The sequence below is a fragment of the Citrobacter freundii ATCC 8090 = MTCC 1658 = NBRC 12681 genome, from assembly GCF_011064845.1.
Taxonomy (GTDB): Bacteria; Pseudomonadota; Gammaproteobacteria; order Enterobacterales; family Enterobacteriaceae; genus Citrobacter; species Citrobacter freundii.
Window position 1 is genome coordinate 1,093,722 of the sequence record NZ_CP049015.1, and the last position, 18,166, is coordinate 1,111,887.

Below are 18,166 nucleotides of genomic sequence, written 5' to 3' on the forward strand. Positions count from 1 at the left end.
TCTCCTTAGCGATTATCCAGTTGGGCGCGAACGTTGTTCAGCCCAGTGGTATTGATGCGGTAGGGCTGACCATTGACGGATTTGATCAGTTTTTTCGTTCTGAGCTTTTTGAATACATCGAGCGTGCAGTCGCAGAGCAGTAACCCTTCGCGGCTATAGCATTCGACGGAAGTGACACGGCCTGATGCATCACGGACGTGAGCAATACGGCCACCTTTGGCGAGTACGTGTAAGGTACGTTGTTCCTGACGGGATAAATTCATACTGGAAAACCTGTTTAATCATCATGTGCAAAACGTGCAAACACACAGCGGTGTCCGCATTCGATTTCGGCGCATTGATAACCAGGCCGGCCTGAAAAGGTCGGTAAGCTGATTATCTGATGATTACATTCTCCAGCATCAAAGCCTCGGGTTGAGTTGATAGATATTTACCTGCTGAATCATACCAGCCTGGACGAGTAGGGGAATCGTCCTGTCGGGAAAATGTGATCTATGACGAAAAATTGCGTTTAGTTTATTTTATAATTTTTTAACTCTCAGCTAGCTGAGCGGTGTATGAATGTATTAAATTTATTGAATTTTCAGACATCGTCAGTAGCGGTATTGGTCGTAATGATGTGTAGTTGGTCTCACTTGCGTCACACTATAGATTAGTGATATTTAATCTTTTCTTATCTTAATTTTGTTTTATTTGATAAACAGGTCTTTATTATAAAAAGAATTTTTAATGGTGTTTGTGTTTAATTCTATTTAGGAATTTTCTTAACGTCATGAAGTGTGTATACTCAATCCTGCAAGAAGCTCTTCTGTTATCATCAAAACTATAAAAATGTCCTTAACACCCGTATTACCTCTGCCCTGTATCTCTTCTCAGGGGAGAGGTTTTTTTTCTGTATATTATTTTGATAGTCATCATAAATAGATAATTTAATATTATTGTTCTTGTTGCTTTACATTAGTGATGACGACAGATTTTTTCTGTGAACCATACGGTACTATTGAAATAGTATCGCTATGAATCTATTTTATAGTGAATAGTGTAATTTTGTATTTATTTATAATGGTATTATATAGTTTTTCTTATAACTGCCTGTTTTTCAGCGTTATGTTAATTCTTGCTTTTGAAATAATTGTGATTTTGTTCACGGATTTTAGTGCGTTAAGTAGCTATTTGTAGAGAGGTGCAAACGGTTGCATTTTGCTGTTACAGCATTCGTTCATTAAAAAATATAGCGATGGTATATCTTGTGTCGGTATTGGGTGCAAGAATCTAAATGATTTTTATTATCTCTTAGATATACGAATACCGTTTATGACTTCTGTTAGCTTAACACCATGGAAAATGCAGTAAAAACAGACAGGGAATATGATTTTATCAATCAGAACGGAGCTTTTAATTACTGGCATAATTACTGGCTTTTTATCTTCCTTTTTATAAATCGTTGTCGTAATGCCCATAAAGTCAGCATTCTGGGATGAGTGCTGATTTTATTTTGTTCTCAGATTATTCAACCCACGCTGTATGCAGGTCTTCTCTTGCAGTACCTCGTAAATGATACATTAAAGGATCTCCTGGAATGGATATTGTTGAACGCTTTATTAACTACACGAAAATCAATACCACGACCTCAAGGGAAAATGGTGCTAATGGGATAATGCCTTCTTCACCTGGTCAAATGGAACTGGCAAAACTGCTGGCAGTAGAACTTGAAGCATTAGGAATGGAAAACATTGAGGTCAGGGATACCGCTATTGTGACAGCGACATTACCTGCAAATACGGACGACGCGATCCCTGTCGTTTCCTTTTTTGGTCATCTCGATACCAGTGCGGAACAGACTGCGGACACAAAAGCACAACGTCTTCACTACAGCGGTGGGGATTTGTGTCTGAACCAGGAGCTAAAAATTTATCTGCGCGAAAGTGAATTTCCAGAACTGAAAAATTATATCGGTGATGACCTGCTGGTGACGGATGGTACCAGTCTGTTGGGGGCAGATGATAAAGCCGCCATCGCCGCGATTATGAATGCCCTGGAGTACCTTGTCGCACATCCGGAGATTAAGCATGGGCCGGTGAAGGTCGGTTTTGTTCCTGATGAAGAGCAGGGATTACGAGGTGCAAAAGCATTTGATGTTGCGGCGTTTGGGGCTGATTTTGGCTATACCCTGGACTGCTGCGGCATTGGAGAATTTGTCTATGAGAACTGGAACGCGGGTGATGCGGAAATCATCTTTACCGGCCAGTCCGCACACCCTATGTCGGCCAAAGGTAAGCTTAAGAACTCTCTGCTGATGGCGCATAAGTTTATTGCGATGCTGCCCGGAGGAGAGGCGCCTGAGTATACGGAAGGACGCGAAGGGTATTACTGGGTAAAACAACTTCAGGGTAACAGCGCCCGTACGGTACTTAAGCTGGATATCCGGGATTTTACCGAAGAGGGGTATAAGGCGCGTATGGCATATATCCGCCAGCTGGCCGTCAGCACCTGCGCGCTGTGGGGAGAAAACAGCGTGGTCTGCCATTTAACCGATCGCTATGCCAATGTGTTCAATAGCTTGCAGGGCGATGCTCACTACCCGATTGATATTGCGTTACGCGCGTATCAGAAGTGTGGCATTACCCCGCAACCTGTCGCTATGCGTGGTGGATATGATGGCGCAGTGTTATCGCAGAAAGGACTACCTTGCCCGAATATTTTTACCGGTGCCCATAACTTTCATTCGATTTATGAATACCTGCCGGTGCGTTCACTGCGGGCCGCCAGCGATGTCGTGGTAGCGGTCATTGAGGAAACCTTTGCTGAGTTCGCGCAGGGGAGAGCTCAGTCATGATTCAGGTGTTAATTGCCCTACTGGTGATCGTGGTGGTCGCGCGTCTGATCCTGAAAGGTTATCGCGCTGAACCCGTGTTGTTCATTGCTGGCCTGGTGTTGATGATTTGTACGGCGTTAACCGGATGGGGTTCTGTATTACCGAAGGGGGTTGCCAGTACGGGGATTTCATTTCTCGATCCTTTCGAGGTGATGCGCGATCTCTTTAGTACGCGTGCCGCCGATCTCGGCCTGATGATCATGGCGCTCATGGGATTTGCGCATTACATGGATCATATCGGGGCAAATGAAGCGGTTGTGCGGGTTGTGACGAAACCTTTGCGCGCGCTGCGTTCGCCCTATGTGCTTCTATTTTTCTCCTATCTGCTCGCCAGCCTCCTGCAGTTGGCCATTCCATCCGCCACCGGGCTAGCCGTGTTGCTGATGGGGACGATGTTCCCCATTATGCTGGGGTTAGGGCTTTCTGCGGCCTCAGCCGCTGGGGTTATTGCCACCTCGCTTGGTGTGGCATATACCCCGACGGCCATCGATGCTATCAGGGGATCTAAAGCGGTCAATATGGATGTGGTGGAATACGTTGTTTACCACCAGGGACCCGCAGCGCTGGCAACCGTGCTGGTCGTCGGCGTCTGCCATTTCTTCTGGCAGCGGCATTGCGACCGTAAAGCGGGGACGCTTCCAAGAGAAATCGGTAGCGCTGAGGTGACTGACTCAGGAAAAGCCCCGGCTTTTTATGCGCTGCTCCCGATGCTTCCGATACTGATGGCGGTGGGATCATCGGAAATGTTTGTCAGTGGTATTAACCTGAATATTATCACCATTGTGCTCATTTCGATGGCTGTCTGTATGTTGATTGAATGGCTGCGGGTGCGTGATTTAAAGTCAGTATGCGAAGGATTCAGCCATTTCCTTAAAGGCATGGGCACTGCCTTTACCGGGGTAGTTGGGCTGCTGGTTGCGGCAGGTGTTTTTGCCCACGGGATTAAAGTTATTGGTGCCATTGATCAATTAATCCTGATGGCGGAGCACGTGGGATTACCCCCATTTGCTATGGCGGTGGTGTTTGCGCTGGTGACGCTGGCGGCAGCAATTATTATGGGATCGGGTAATGCGCCATTCCTTGCTTTCGTTGAGCTGATCCCGCAAATCGCGGCAAGTATGGGCGCTAACGCTGTTGCCATGATCCTGCCGATGCAGCAGGCATCACATATGGGGCGGGCAATTTCACCGGTTTCCGGCGTGGTGATTGCCGTTTCCAGTGGGGCGAAAATAACGCCATTTGATGTGGTTAAACGTACCGCCGTACCGCTGATTGTGGGCTTTGTAACTCATACCCTGATCATCGGTATTTTCTATTAACTTCGTTTGTAACAAGCAAACTTCCGGCTTGCTAAATGCCCGGTAGTTTGCTTTTTCTGATTACAGCTCTTATCACCGCAGATGATATTGATTACTGGTGATTATTATTAACTTTTATCTTTATCGCATTATTCTTATTGGACATTGTTGAGCTATTCTGGATTAATGATTAATAAGTATGATGTATTGTATTTGCACGTTTATTACATAGGGATAAGTTAATCTGGATCATATTTCGGCGATTTTAGTTGTAGTAATTTTTTAATAGAGTAATACAAGAATAACGTGGAATAACAATGACGATTTATTTGGGCAGGTTTAAGTGGTAAGGGATTCTGGAAGAGTTAGTACGTTACGACATCATTATCAGGATGATCTGGAAACATTTACCTGGAGTGCGTTAGTTGCAATTGGTATCGCAATAAAGGATCATAAGATCTACTCTAAAATGTCAGAGCATCTATTCATTATGCATTGGCTGGCTATTGCCAAAAAAAGAAAAATATTTTCGAAGAGCATTGTCAGTGAGCTTCAGTGGCTAATTGATGAGGGGAAGAAAAAAAGCATCAATGCACAACTTAAATTTAAAATAGAATATTTGTACGCCACATCGAGTGGTGACGTGACAATGCAAAACGACTATTTTAAATTTACTCATACGATTGAAGTATTGAGAAATAATGGATGGGAGAGCTTTCTGCTCACTCCAGAGAAATGGCAAGGACTTCATGAAAGTATTAAGGTCAGAAAAGGTGACTTTATCTTTATGGATGATGCCCGGCTTCAGGAGTGCTTTGGCGTGCAGGGCGAGATTGTCAAACCTTTCTGTATTCGAGTGTACGGCGATGTTGAGTTTGCAAAGTTAACGTTCATCAAACATAACCTGCCGGTTGAATTTGTGAAACACATTTCGAATGAGTTTCATTATTTCAATTTTCTTTCTGTTAAGTAATGCTTAATTGATATAGAGGAAAAATTTCTGTTTGTTCAAAGAGCAGTGATCTACTTGTGAAAGTATCGGATATATACCACGCGCAAAGGATAGCGAATGTTTACTCGAAAGTTAGTGATTACAACCGAATGGATAAGGTTGTCGGATACGTCAGACAATATGTCCATTTCTTTTCGGGGCGTTCTTGAGATCGGTGAAAGCACAGTTGTGCCAGATGACAATACACCTCTACTTCGTTTAGAAAATGACATGGCACCTATCGCCGTTGATGCGTTATCATGGGTGAGGGTGCCAGTTGAACGCCATGAAAATGTTATCGTCTATATTTTCTGAATCCGGGTTTATTAATCCATTAATAATATTAATGTCGATTTGTTCTTATTTTATCCTTCCCGGTGCAAGATGAGATGTCTGGCTGAACAATTTGTTGAGGATCACAGCGCGGGTGAGAGCATTTGTAGTGCGTGTACATTATAAATAATGCCAAACACCGCCACCGCGAGCAGAAAAAGAGAGGAGATAAAACCGCTGCATCTGGCAAAGCGCTCTGGTATCCAGCGTTTGAAAACCACGATGTAAAAAGACAGCACCGTCAGATCAAAAATAACCCACACCAGCGTTAGCGTCAGAATGCTGGTGGTGAAATCTTGCGTAATGGCAATGAACTGGGGGAAAAAAGCTACGAAAAACAAAATGTCCTTTGGGTTGGCGACCCCGGTCAGAAATCCGTGGATAAGCCCGCTGTTATCGCGTTTTCGCGCACCCAGCCCGGGGTTTGAGGCCCTGGCCCGCAGGCCGTTAATCGCCATCACTCCGATATACAACGATCCCACAAGACCCAGTACGCCAAGCCATATCGCAGAGATTGAAACCACGCCAGCTAGCATCAGTGCAGCCAGAGCAATCAGTACTAAAGAAGCGCCGTTAGTGCCAATCAGCGTGAGAAAAGCCCGGCGATAGCCGTGCTGCGCCGCGGTGGTGGTAATCAGCGCCACGACAGGACCCGGTGTTAACAGCAGGGTTACTACGCTGAGGCTATAGGCAGCCAGTAAAGTGAAATTCATACCTGATTATCCTGATGATATTTTCCACCAGTATTCCGTTTACGTAGCGCATTGAAAAACGAATAAAACTGCGCTCTACTGTGAGTAAAACTCAACATAGAAACTCACGATGACGCTACCTCCGTTGTATGCCCTGAGGGCTTTTGAAGCCGCAGCCCGTCTGGGAACGTTCAGCAAAGCCGCTATTCAACTTAACGTGACGGCGGGCGCGGTAAGCCGTCATATTCGCACGCTGGAGGCATGGTTTGGCTGTGAGCTATTTATCCGCAGCGGCCCGCGTATCGAGATAACACCTTCTGGGCAAGGGTTAGCGCAGCAGTTGACGGCTGGGTTTCAGAGTCTGGAACACGCGTGTCATGCCTTTCGCAGCAGCAGTCATGAGCTACGGCTGAAAGCGCCGTCTACGTTGACAATGCGCTGGCTTCTGGATGTGCTGCGTCTTTTCCGTGAAGCGCATCCGACCCCGGTGATCGAAATTTCCAGCGTCTGGATGGATACCGATTCTGTATCCTTCAGTCGTGAACCGTATGATTGTGCGATCCTGTTAGGGAATGGCCATTTTGGTGACGATACCGACAGCCGGTTGCTGTTTCAGGAGTGGCTTATCCCAGTGTGTTCACCCGCACTGCTGGTGCAGGCGCAGCGCGATCTTTCTGCCTGTGAACTGATTCATCCCTCAGCGGATCGCCGAGACTGGCGTCGGTGGCTGCAACGCACTGGGAAGTTTCCGGCGTTGAATCTTGCGCGAGGCAAAGTGTTCGACACCCTGGAGCAGGGTAGTCTTGCCGCGATGAGTGGTCATGGCGTGTCTGTTGCCGACCTGCTGTTAAGCCTGGCGGCCATTCAGGCAGGGATGTTGGCGTTACCGTTTAAAGATGCTGTGGCGACTGGCGAGGGGTATTACCTTGTCTGGCCAAAGGCTTCAACACGGCTCAGAAATATTGAGCTGCTGTATCGCTGGTTAAAAGAGGCTGCGCCGTCTGCTTCCTCGGCAGATCTAAACTGGCTGGATTAAGCTGTTTATTTTGCTGATTACCTATATTGATAATGGTTCTCATTATTATTGTCGTATTGTGCAGGTAATGGTAATGTTGCTTCAGTTATAAACCGTTAATCCCATTTCCTGTGCAGAAGACAGCATGAACAACACCACCGCCCTGAATGCCTCCGGACGCGTCGCTCGCACTTTCTCTGTCAGCGAGTTTATGGATTTTGGTGAGCGCTACGGGATCGATTACCGCTTTCCCCTGTTGGCACAAAGACCGGATTTGCCGTCTGGCAGCCCTGTTCTGCAAGGTGAAATTGAGGAGATGACTCTCCCCTGCGGGATGTGCGTGACGCACTCCGACGTACAGGTATTGCAACCCTACGAAACTACTTCTCGCCACGACAGTCCTCTGTATATGCTGGTGGTACTGGAAGGCTGCGTGATCCTGACGCTTAACGGACAGGAGCATGTGGTGCGCTCCGGCATGGCGTTTAGCTCACGCCTGAGTGAGCACCAGACGATGCGTGCCCGTCATCATGCTGATTGTAAACTCCGGACATTATCGCTCGGTTTATATCCCGACGGCGCGTATCGCACGGGGTTGCTTGAATCGTTGATGCGCGAGTGGGAAAGGTGCCAGACGCCGACGCTTATCTGGCAGGTACCGGGGTTTTTACTCAGCGGACTGCAGTACGCGCAGCAGAGTACGATTAGCCATGTTTCTCGTCAGCTGATGCTGGAAGGGCTGATATTACAACTGTTCGGTCATGGTCTCAGCATGTGTCAAGTCGAGAGCGGTAAACGTCTTGCGACGAGCGGTGAGCAGCAGCGGCTGGAGGTCGTTCGCCGACTGCTGGAGGAGAGTCCCGAAAATGACTACACCCTTAATGAACTGGCCCAACGCGCGGCGATGAGCCCCAGCAGCCTGCGCAGTAAGTTCCGTGCAGCCTATGGCTGTTCGGTATTCGACTACCTGCGCGATTGCCGTCTGGAACATGCGCGCGGCTATCTACTGGAAGGATATAGCGTACAGCAGGCGGCCTGGATGTCGGGTTATCAGCACGCCACCAACTTTTCTACCGCTTTTCGTCGCCGTTACGGCTTTTCGCCCGGCGATTTGCTCAAACCTTGCTAATCCATATTTGCGTTTTACGCACGTGATTTCCTGACAATTTGGCACTGCGCATAGGCAACCTGGCATCCGGCATAGCTATCTCCGTCAGCAAAAAGGTAATAATTCTCACTTACAATTAGACATGCCTTTGGAGATATTCATGTTCGCGAAGACTCGCTTGGCGCTGCTGGTGGGATGGGTGACCGGCAGCGTGGCTTTTCCTCTGCTGGCGCAGGAAACAACAAAAAACGATACGGTGGTTGTCACCTCGCAGATGCAGAGCGGGGCCACGAAGCTTGCCACGCCGGATATTGAAACGCCGCAGTCGGTATCGATCGTTACCCGTGAACAGTTTGAAGAGCAGGGCGCAACCAGCGTGCGCCAGGCCGTCAGCTATACGCCGGGGGTGTACAGCAATCAGATTGGCGCCTCCAACCGCTTTGACTACATCGTGCTGCGTGGCTTTTCTGACGGTAGCCTGGATAACGTCTATCTCGATGGTCTGAAGATGATGGGCGACACCAACTCACACAGCTCGCTGGTGGTCGATCCGTGGTTCCTCGAAGATATCGAAGTCGTACGCGGTCCGGCTTCCGTACTGTATGGTCGTTCCTCTCCGGGCGGTATTGTGGCGCTGACCTCACGTAAGCCATCGTTTGATGCGGGCGGTGAAGTGAAGCTGTTTGCCGGCAACAATAACCAGCGCGGCGCGGCGTTTGACGTCACCGGGGCGCTGGATGATAACGATCGAGTGGCGGCGCGATTGAGCGGGATGACGCGTTACGCGGACTCGCAGTTTGGTCCATTGAAGGAAGAACGTTACGCGCTGATGCCCAGCCTGACCTGGCGTATCACCGACCAGACGCGTCTGGATCTGATGGCCTATCTGCACCGTGACCCGGAAGGCGGAAGCCACTCCGGTCTGCCGTATGACGGCACCGTGGTTCCGCATTACGGGCAAAAGATCTCCAATACCTTTTACGAAGGCGAGGATGATTATGACAAATACGATCGCCGTGAAAACATGGTGGGCTACAACATTGAGCATATGTTTGATAGCGGTTGGTCGGTGCGGCAAAAGCTGCGCTATCTGCATACCGACGTTGAGCTGAACCAGGTGTATGCGGCGGGCTGGTTGAATGAAACCGAGCTTAATCGCGGCTACTCCGGTTCCGATGAAAAAATGTCGGCGATTACGCTGGATAACCAGCTCGACGGCAGCTTTGATACCTGGCAGGTAAACCACCGTCTGCTGGTGGGGATCGACTATCAGGATCGCAGCAACAATACTACAGGTTACTACGGCGCTTTCCCGCCGATTGACGCCTTTAATCCGGTGTACGGCGCGAAGCCTGATTACATTGACATGTATGCGCGTGAGAAACACAAGCTGCGCCAGACGGGTTACTATTTGCAGGATCAGATGTCATGGGATCGCTGGCGTATTACGCTCGGTGGTCGCTACGATCAGGTCAGCGTTTCTAATATTGATAAGATCAAGGATACTCGCAGCGATCTGGATAAAAACAACTTCAGCACCCGCGCCGCGTTGCTCTATTTGTTCGATAACGGCTTTGCGCCGTACGTGAGTTACTCCACTGCCTTTACGCCCACTAGTTTTGCCGATGAGAACGGCAATCTGCTGGATCCGATGAAAGGCAAGCAGTGGGAAGCCGGGCTGAAATATGAGCCGGAAGGTCTTAACAGTCAGTTCAGCGCGTCGGTGTTCCGTATCAATCAGACGAATATAGCCACTAAAGAAGAGCCGACCGATCCATACCGCTCGATTGGGGAAATTGAATCTGAAGGGGTGGAGCTGGAGGCAATTAGCCAACTGACGGATAGCTTCCGTTTGCAGGCGGCGTATACCTATACCGACATTCGCTATAAGAAAAGCAGCCCGGAAGAGCAGGGCAAGCGCGCAGTGTACGCCCCGCGTAACCAGGCCAGTGCCTGGCTGAGCTACGATGTAAAAAGTGGTCCGCTGGACGGTCTGACGTTGGGTTCAGGCGTGCGCTACGTTAACGGTATTACCAGCGATCGCCTGAATACTCACACCCTGCCGTCCTACACTCTGGTGGATATGGTGATTGGTTACGACTTAACGAATATCGGTATTAAAGGGTTGAGTGCGCAGTTGAACGTTAACAACCTGACCGACAAGCGCTACGTTGCGGCCTGTAACTCGCTCTCATACTGCTACTTCGGCGCCGAGCGCAGCATTGTCGGCAGTGTGTTCTGGAAATTCTGATGTTTTAGCCGGATGCAGCGCTGGCGCCTTATCCGGCCTGGTGCAGTGTGTAAATTGTATGCCTGATGAGCGTAGCGCATCAGGCATAGTGGATTGCGGTTATTGTGTAAAACCGTTTTGCATACAAATCTGCGCGCTGGTTCTCAGAGTAAAGGCGACTTTGTCTGGGTACTGACTGTAATAGTTATGCTCTTCTTCCAGCCCTTTTGCCTGCGCCAGACGTACCGTTTCCAGCGAGCAGGTACGGTAGATCAGGTCTTTATTCATATTGGTCTGCTTCTCGCGCTGTTTATCTGCGGACAGCGCCAGCCAGTTTTCGGACAGTGAGTAATCGTAGACCACCCGATTTCCTTTCGCCTGCACGTTCTCAATGGTAATAAATTCGTCGATTTTCAGCCTTGGCTGTCCACGCATTTTTTTCTTATCTTCTGCGGCGGCGTATTGGGCCAGCGCATGAATATCCATACTGGCTATTTTCTGTTTATAAGCATCTACATAGGCGGTAGGTTGCTGATAATGCTGAGCGTAAGCGTTTCTTAATTCCCCGTCACTCATCGTACAACCTGCCAGAAACAGAGGTAATAGCAGTGCCAGTTTTATTTTAGTCATGATGTTATCCCGTTCATTATTTTGATCCCAGTCGCCCATAACAAAATAGAAAAATTATTACGGATGATATTTAAGGTTGTATAAACGAGAGCACGATGGCACAAGTTCAATTGTCTTAAAATGGCAGGACAGACGGGAAACCCTGCCAGAATTGGCAGGGTTTTGAACATACTGATACAAAAATTAATGGCCGATCATCTTTGCCTTCGGGATCAGCTGGAAATACATATGATCGGGTACTGGCGTATCCCAGACATTGGCATAAACCGCATAACCAATGGTGGCAAACAGAATGCCAAGCACCAGTAGCGTCATGGCAACACCTGACAGCGTCCTCTGACGCCATAACGATTTACCACCGTTGCCTTGTGCTCCAGGCGGAGTCTGCAGTGAAAAGCTCAGCGTTGAGGCTACCGGGCAGGATTCAACGCAGGTCATGCAGCCAGTGCATTCCACGGTACGCACCTGAATCAGTCTGTCGACAGGGATATTCGACGGGCAGTTTTTCGCGCATTTTCCGCAGTCGATGCAACTGTCTGCGTTACGGCGGATTTTAAACGGCGAGAATAGCGAGAACAGGCCGAGCAGCGCGCCATAAGGGCACAGATAGCGGCACCAGGCATTGCGAATAAACAGGCTCAGGACGCTGATAACGACAAGAAAGATGAGCGTAGCGGAGCCAATATGGCGAAAGAAATCGAGCATCTTCACGTCGATAATCATGCCATAGGCCGACATTAGAAAATACTGAATCCCCTGTGCAGGCATCGACAGGGCGATATACAAAAAGAAACTCAGCAACAGATACTTCAGACTGAGCAGCGGGATATCCAGCCAGCGGGGCAGCGTGAAGTTGCGACCAAAGACTTTTTTCCCCAGATTGCCGAGCAGTTCGGACAGTGTGCCCACTGGACATAACCACGAACAGAAGGCTTTTTTTAACAACAGACTAATCAGGATAAACGCAACTAACAGCAGCATGGAGGCGGCATGGATAGGAGGAAGAAAACCAGTCTCCAGCGTATAGCGGATATTCATCAAGCCCGCGATCGGTAGCCATCCCTCAATACCACCAGGCCTTGGAATATCGACGCTGGTGCCGGCGGTTTCGAAATAGCGGACCCAGTAATAGAACGTTACGCCAATATAAATATTAATAGCCAGCAGGAGAAACTGGGTGGCTTTTCGCCAACTGCTGGCATTGCGCCAGTCATTCCACGGCAGTTTGCCTCCGATCGTGCCAGGACGGCGCTGCCAGCGCGTTCTCTTCTTCCCATTCATGATTTTATACTATCCCTCATATTTCCCCTTCTGCATTCAGAAGGCGTTATCACCGGGATATGCTAGCGCTATTTATATTTGGTGTATTTGATTTGCATCTTATTACGTGGCTGTTATTTTCATCATGCAAATATGCCTGAATAAAAATAACAGCTCGATATTTATCGCAAGCCAGATAAATACCCTGAACGGGGTATTTATTTCTCTGCAGGGCAATGGTTATTCCTGATAAACCTCAACGCGGTCGCGACCATTACTTTTTGCCAGATAAAGTGCGCGATCGGCTTTATCAACCAGCTGTTTGTAGTCGGGATGATAATCATATTCGGCAATACCGATACTGACGGTAATAGAAAACGTTTCTGTCGCAGAGGCTGCCATGCGCATCTCAGCAATTTTCATGCGCAGCGTTTCCAGAATAATACTGGCCTGCGATTCATCTGACTCGACGAGCAGAATCATAAATTCTTCACCACCGTAGCGGAACACGTAATCGCTGCTACGGATATGTTCATAAATGACCGCTGCGACATTTTTGAGCGTCAGATCGCCGATATTATGCCCGAAGTTATCGTTAATTTGCTTGAAGTAGTCGATATCCAGCATCGCCAGGCTAAAAGGCTTACGCGCATGTAACGCCAGCGAGATTTCACGTCGCATGATGGTCGGAATAAAGCGGCGATTAAGCAACTGGGTCAGCGAATCTTTACCATTTTCCTGCTTAACCAGCGCCTCAAACATTGAAGCGAGCAGGAAATGGATTTTTGCCGACAGCTGGCGAACATTCTGTAATAAGCTCATCCGCTCGGGTTCTGTGGGCTGATGCTGAGGTGACAGGGTTGTCGTCAGACGGGTGTCGATCTCTGCAATCAGTGATTCCATTTCTTTGAGCAAATTGCTGTTGCCAAGAATATGTTTTCCCTTATGTGAGAACCACATACCAAAATCAGAGTTCGCCAGAAACACCATTTCACCGAAAGGCATTCCGGTAGCAATGTTATAGATAAACTGGTTTTCCCAGTCGGTAAACGAACGGATTTGCCGCTCGCGCTCGACGTTAACGTCATCGTAAATAGTCTGCAGACGATACTGCTCCTGTGTATGCAGGGAGTTTTGGTAGCTTGGGGAATAGGAGACGGTCATGGCCTCCAGCGCAGTATCCATTGCCAGACTGCTGAAACAGATAGCATTGCTCAGCAGGGAAGACGAGTCGTCAGCTTTGGTTTTCAACACCCGATACAGCTCATCTTTGAGCTTACGCGCGCCGCGGTTCACCAGATCGATGGGCAGACCGATACGGGCATGCACTACGCCAATTTTGCGTTGTTTGGCCAGCAGCTGTGAGAGATCTTCGTGCGCGCTGCCGAGCACGCTGCGTAACCAGTCAAACATACTGCCGCTGAGGCGGGTACTGACCTGTTCTGTATTGAGGAACAATGCACTCTGGGCATGAGAGAGCATATAGTCATAAAAAACGGTCACTAAATGGTGGATCTCTTCATCGCTTAACGATGTGAGGAGCGTGTGAACGTCAGGCGATGTTTGTCGTATCAGCGCCTGCCATTCTGTAAGGAGTAATGTGTCGTTTACCGGTTCAATCTGTTCCATCTCGCTGCCACTCAACGTGCGATTAAAAATTCAGGCAGTATTACGGACAATTACCTCACGATGGTCAAGTTAAACTCTTTTATCGATGGCTAATACCCTCATAAATAAGCCTGAGCGCGAAGACACCTATTATTGCGCCAATGATTCGGCTGGCAACGCATTGGATGCGACCATACGCCCGTCGCACTGCAGGCAAAGAAAATGCCTGGCTGAGAAAAATACGCCAGATAACGGAAGACAACACAATACCTGCCCAGGCCATCAGTCTGGCCCACGTAGGTGTGTCTGCGCTTAAGGTGACCGAGAAGATACTAATAAAAAACAGTACGGTTTGCGGGTTCGATAAATCCGTTAGTAATCCTCGGCGGAAAAATACATACCAGGGGGCGGAAATCGGCTGCTGTAGCGTGGGCATTTGCGGTGTGGCCTGATGGCGGATGCTGTTCCAGGCAAACCACAGCAGATAGACGCCGCCGACAATCTTAATCAATGAAAATATCTCTTCACACTGGGTGATTAGCGTTGCCATACCAAAAAGCCCAAGGCCGGAGTAAAACGCATCACCTAAGGCGACCCCCAGACCGGTCATCACACCTGCGCGTCGTCCGGATGCCAGGCTAGTTTGTACCACTACGAACAGATTTGCGCCGGGGTTAAAAAAGGTTAAAACAAACAGGCTAACAGTGAGCATGACGGCGTGTAGCGGTTCCATAGGCAACCATTCCTCAAATATTCATAAAGTTAACACTATAATTTCAGCGAGCTGGCTGTTCTGAGGAGCAACTCACACTGGCTATTGAAACTTTGATCTGGTTGATGTGCTGATACTCGACGGCCGGTTTTTCTGCGCTGCAAAATTTCTATATATTTCTGCTGAGTGTGGATTTTTTATCCAGGCTGGACTAGTTATTAATCATCCTTGAATCGCGTTATCTCATGTTCAGGGATCGATGATGGCGTCATAACAAAACCTGGAGCTGGTCTATGAAAACTGGAATTAAAGTACTTATTGGTGCGTTAGCTTTTGTCGTGACCAACGCATATGCCGCGGAGTTTATGACAAAGCTTGAGTTTGAAAAGGTTGAGTCGCAGTACACAAAAATCGGTGATATCTCAACGAGTAATGAAGTTTCTGTCGCAGATGCCAAAGAAGAACTGCTGAAGAAAGCCGAAGAGAAAGGTGCCGATGTTGTGGTATTAACTTCCGGTCAAACGGATAATAAAATCCATGGCACAGCCAATATCTACAAGAAAAAATAATACGCTGCTGTAAAAATCACTATTCCCGCCGGTCATTGTACCGGCGGGTTTTCTTTTAATCTGCGCCAGAACGTGGTTCTGCTAATTCCGAGATAGCGTGCAGCCGCGGTTTTATCACCATTGAATTGTGCCAACACCTGCTGCGGCGTCAGCAATGACGATGATTGTGGTGAGTCTGCAACAATGGCCAGTTCCGGTAATAGCTGTTGTAAAAAATCAACATTCAGCTCCGGCTGCGGCTCGACGCTTAAAAATAGCGCCAGGCGCTCCATCATATTACGCAGTTCGCGGATATTCCCCGGCCAGCCATAATTCAGTAACGTCGGCTGACTTAAACCCAGCCCCTTGCGTACTGGCTCAGAAAACGGCACATCCAGTTCCGCCAGCGACTGTTTTAAAAAACCTTCCGCCAGCGGCAGGATATCGGGCAACCGCTCGCGTAGCGGCGGCAGCTTGAGGCGTAAAATGCTCAGGCGATAAAACAGATCGGTACGAAACTCCCCCTGTTTCATCTCCTGCTCCAGATTACAGTGTGTGGCGCTAATCACCCGGACATCGACCGGAATAGGCTGATGCCCACCGACTCGGGTGACCTCTTTTTCTTCCAGTACGCGCAGCAGCCGGGTTTGTAACGGCAGCGGCATCTCGCCTATCTCATCAAGAAAAAGGGTTCCGCCATGAGCAATTTCAAACAGGCCCGCGCGTCCTCCCCGACGAGAGCCGGTAAAGGCGCCATCTTCATAGCCGAACAGCTCCGCTTCCAGCAATGATTCGGTGATTGCTCCGCAGTTGACGGCAACAAACGGCGGCGAGGGTTTACCGCGCCGATTCTCCTGACGAGTGAAAAACTCACGGTGAATGGCCTGTGCCGCCAGCTCTTTGCCCGTACCGGTTTCACCCTGAATTAGCACCGGTGCACGCGAGCGGGCGTAGAGCATAATGGTGTGTCGCACCTGTTCCATCTGCGCAGAGTGACCGCGCATATCACCGAGCGCGTAGCGGGTGCGCAACGTATCGCCAGAAGCATACTGACCGTTTCTACGCAGCGTCAGGCGGGTCATATCAAGCGCATCGACAAAGGCCTGGCGCACGGTGGCCGCCGAATAGATAAAGATGCCGGTCATACCTGCTTCTTCTGCCAGATCGGTAATCAATCCCGCACCAACTATCGCCTGCGTGCCGCCGGCCTTCAGTTCGTTGATTTGCCCGCGGGCATCTTCCTCGGTGATATAGCTGCGCTGTTCAAGCTGCAAATTAAAGGTTTTTTGAAAGGCGAGAAGCGCAGGAATGGTTTCCTGATAGGTAATGACGCCAATCGACGAGGTGAGCTTTCCTGCTTTTGCCAGCGCCTGTAGCACGTCAAATCCGCTGGGTTTAATCAGGATCACCGGGATCGATAAACGGCTTTTCAGATACGCCCCGTTGGAGCCAGCCGCAATAATGGCATCACAACGCTCGGTAGCCAGTTTTTTGCGGATATACGCCACCGCTTTTTCGAAACCAAGCTGAATGGGGGTGATGGTCGCCAGGTGGTCGAACTCCAGGCTGATGTCGCGAAACAGTTCGAACAGGCGCGTGACAGAAACCGTCCAGATAACCGGTTTGTCGTCGTTCACCCGCGGTGGAAGATGCGTATCAGCCATAACTAACCCAAAAAGTAAGGAACCGAGTATTAGGGTTTAGTTGTGTTTCATAAATGTTGCAATGAAACATGAAGGAACGTTTCATGAAACGATAGCTGACACGCTTTTGTGCAATAAAGATACAGTAACTTATATTAATATATTGTTTTTTAAGGGAAATATATAAATTAATTAAAAATTAAGGTCTTTGGCATACCCCTTGCTTTAAGTAAATCAACGAATGCTAACAAGTTGATAACAAGAGGACGGGATATGTCTCTACACTCCCCAGGGCTGGCGTTTCGCGCCGCGCTCAGCAAAGAAAATCCATTACAAATCGTGGGCACCATCAACGCCAATCACGCTCTGCTGGCCCAACGTGCCGGGTATCAGGCGATTTATCTCTCCGGCGGCGGCGTCGCTGCGGGGTCGCTGGGGCTGCCGGATCTCGGTATTTCAACCCTTGATGATGTGCTGACTGATATTCGTCGCATTACGGATGTTTGCCCGCTGCCATTGCTGGTGGATGCGGATATCGGGTTTGGATCGTCAGCGTTCAACGTGGCGCGTACCGTGAAGTCGATTTCCAAAGCGGGTGCTGCAGCGCTGCATATTGAAGATCAGATCGGCGCTAAGCGCTGCGGCCATCGCCCGAACAAAGCGATCGTCTCTAAAGAAGAGATGGTCGACAGGATCCGCGCCGCGGTGGATGCACGTACCGATCCCAACTTTGTCATCATGGCGCGGACCGATGCGCTGGCGGTGGAAGGGTTAGAGGCAGCCATCGATCGTGCCCAGGCGTACGTCGAAGCAGGCGCGGACATGCTGTTTCCGGAAGCCATCACCGAGCTTGCGATGTACCGCCAGTTTGCCGACGCGGTGCAGGTGCCGATCCTCGCCAACATTACCGAATTTGGCGCTACGCCGCTGTTCACCACCGATGAACTGCGCAGCGCAAACGTCGCGATGGCGCTGTATCCGCTGTCGGCTTTCCGCGCTATGAACCGCGCTGCGGAAAAGGTTTACAACGTGCTGCGTCAGGAAGGAACGCAAAAGAGCGTGATCGACATTATGCAGACGCGTAACGAGCTGTACGAAAGCATCAATTACTACCAGTTCGAAGAGAAACTCGACGCGTTGTATAGCAAAAAGTAACCGTCGTAGGCCGGATAAGGCACAGCCGCCATCCGGCAATAAATTTGTACCCTACATATTATAAAAAT

At 49.1% G+C, this 18,166-nt stretch carries 16 protein-coding genes; 9 read left to right on the forward strand and 7 right to left on the reverse strand.

The genetic code is table 11. The annotated features are described in order from the left end of the window. Nucleotides 1-5 precede the first annotated feature (5 nt). Nucleotides 6-263, reverse strand: a complete 258-nt coding sequence (locus G4551_RS05225; RefSeq protein ID WP_003021255.1) for a YjhX family toxin — start codon at nt 261-263, stop codon at nt 6-8. Nucleotides 264-1,579: 1,316 nt separating this feature from the next. Here G4551_RS05225 and pepT point away from each other — a divergent pair. The 4 genes from pepT (at nt 1,580) to G4551_RS05245 (ending at nt 5,479) form a co-directional block, all read left to right on the forward strand. Beyond that, on the forward strand, nt 1,580-2,836 hold the full coding sequence (gene pepT / locus G4551_RS05230) for a peptidase T (protein WP_003021259.1): 1,257 nt from the start codon (nt 1,580-1,582) through the stop codon (nt 2,834-2,836). Further along, nucleotides 2,833-4,194 carry a C4-dicarboxylate transporter DcuC gene (gene dcuC / locus G4551_RS05235; protein WP_003830889.1) on the forward strand — a complete coding sequence of 454 codons (1,362 nt, stop codon included), beginning with the start codon at nt 2,833-2,835 and terminating at the stop codon, nt 4,192-4,194. Before pepT ends, dcuC begins: the two co-directional genes overlap by 4 nt. Before the next feature lie 322 nt (nt 4,195-4,516). After that, on the forward strand, nt 4,517-5,146 hold the full coding sequence (locus tag G4551_RS05240; protein ID WP_032937024.1) for a DUF2913 family protein: 630 nt from the start codon (nt 4,517-4,519) through the stop codon (nt 5,144-5,146). A 96-nt stretch (nt 5,147-5,242) separates the two neighbouring features. Continuing rightward, nucleotides 5,243-5,479: a hypothetical protein gene (locus G4551_RS05245; protein WP_003838687.1), complete on the forward strand. Its 237-nt coding sequence runs from the start codon at nt 5,243-5,245 to the stop codon at nt 5,477-5,479. A gap of 101 nt (nt 5,480-5,580) precedes the next feature. Here G4551_RS05245 and G4551_RS05250 read toward each other — a convergent pair whose 3' ends face one another. Further along, nucleotides 5,581-6,210 (reverse strand): LysE family translocator, encoded by a 630-nt coding sequence (locus G4551_RS05250; protein ID WP_003838685.1) that lies wholly within the window; start codon nt 6,208-6,210, stop codon nt 5,581-5,583. A gap of 109 nt (nt 6,211-6,319) precedes the next feature. Between G4551_RS05250 and G4551_RS05255 the strand changes: the two genes are divergently transcribed. From G4551_RS05255 to foxA, 3 genes are all read left to right on the forward strand, one after another. Further along, a complete protein-coding gene (locus G4551_RS05255; RefSeq protein ID WP_003838683.1) occupies nt 6,320-7,225 on the forward strand; it encodes a LysR substrate-binding domain-containing protein in 906 nt (301 codons plus the stop codon). Nucleotides 7,226-7,349: 124 nt separating this feature from the next. Next, on the forward strand, nt 7,350-8,333 hold the full coding sequence (locus G4551_RS05260) for a helix-turn-helix transcriptional regulator (RefSeq protein ID WP_003838681.1): 984 nt from the start codon (nt 7,350-7,352) through the stop codon (nt 8,331-8,333). A 121-nt stretch (nt 8,334-8,454) separates the two neighbouring features. After that, nucleotides 8,455-10,563 carry a ferrioxamine B receptor FoxA gene (gene foxA / locus G4551_RS05265; protein ID WP_085951573.1) on the forward strand — a complete coding sequence of 703 codons (2,109 nt, stop codon included), beginning with the start codon at nt 8,455-8,457 and terminating at the stop codon, nt 10,561-10,563. Between the two features lie 99 nt (nt 10,564-10,662). Here foxA and G4551_RS05270 read toward each other — a convergent pair whose 3' ends face one another. From G4551_RS05270 to G4551_RS05285, 4 genes are all read right to left on the reverse strand, one after another. Continuing rightward, complete coding sequence (locus G4551_RS05270) at nt 10,663-11,172, reverse strand: hypothetical protein (RefSeq protein WP_003021281.1); 510 nt, start codon at nt 11,170-11,172, stop codon at nt 10,663-10,665. A 183-nt stretch (nt 11,173-11,355) separates the two neighbouring features. Beyond that, complete coding sequence (locus G4551_RS05275) at nt 11,356-12,453, reverse strand: 4Fe-4S binding protein (RefSeq protein ID WP_003838677.1); 1,098 nt, start codon at nt 12,451-12,453, stop codon at nt 11,356-11,358. A 219-nt stretch (nt 12,454-12,672) separates the two neighbouring features. After that, nucleotides 12,673-14,061 (reverse strand): diguanylate cyclase, encoded by a 1,389-nt coding sequence (locus G4551_RS05280; RefSeq protein WP_003838675.1) that lies wholly within the window; start codon nt 14,059-14,061, stop codon nt 12,673-12,675. 79 nt (nt 14,062-14,140) lie between these two features. Further along, nucleotides 14,141-14,773 carry a LysE family transporter gene (locus G4551_RS05285; protein ID WP_003838673.1) on the reverse strand — a complete coding sequence of 211 codons (633 nt, stop codon included), beginning with the start codon at nt 14,771-14,773 and terminating at the stop codon, nt 14,141-14,143. A gap of 272 nt (nt 14,774-15,045) precedes the next feature. Here G4551_RS05285 and yahO point away from each other — a divergent pair, with 272 nt between their 5' ends. Next, a complete protein-coding gene (gene yahO / locus G4551_RS05290; protein WP_003021310.1) occupies nt 15,046-15,321 on the forward strand; it encodes a DUF1471 family periplasmic protein YahO in 276 nt (91 codons plus the stop codon). Nucleotides 15,322-15,353: 32 nt separating this feature from the next. On the opposite strand, the gene prpR is transcribed toward yahO, so the two are convergent. Then, nucleotides 15,354-16,964, reverse strand: a complete 1,611-nt coding sequence (gene prpR, locus G4551_RS05295; RefSeq protein ID WP_003838670.1) for a propionate catabolism operon regulatory protein PrpR — start codon at nt 16,962-16,964, stop codon at nt 15,354-15,356. A gap of 252 nt (nt 16,965-17,216) precedes the next feature. Between prpR and prpB the strand changes: the two genes are divergently transcribed. Further along, entirely contained in the window at nt 17,217-18,098 is an 882-nt protein-coding gene (gene prpB / locus G4551_RS05300; protein ID WP_003021316.1) for a methylisocitrate lyase, read from the forward strand. Nucleotides 18,099-18,166: the final 68 nt, after the last annotated feature.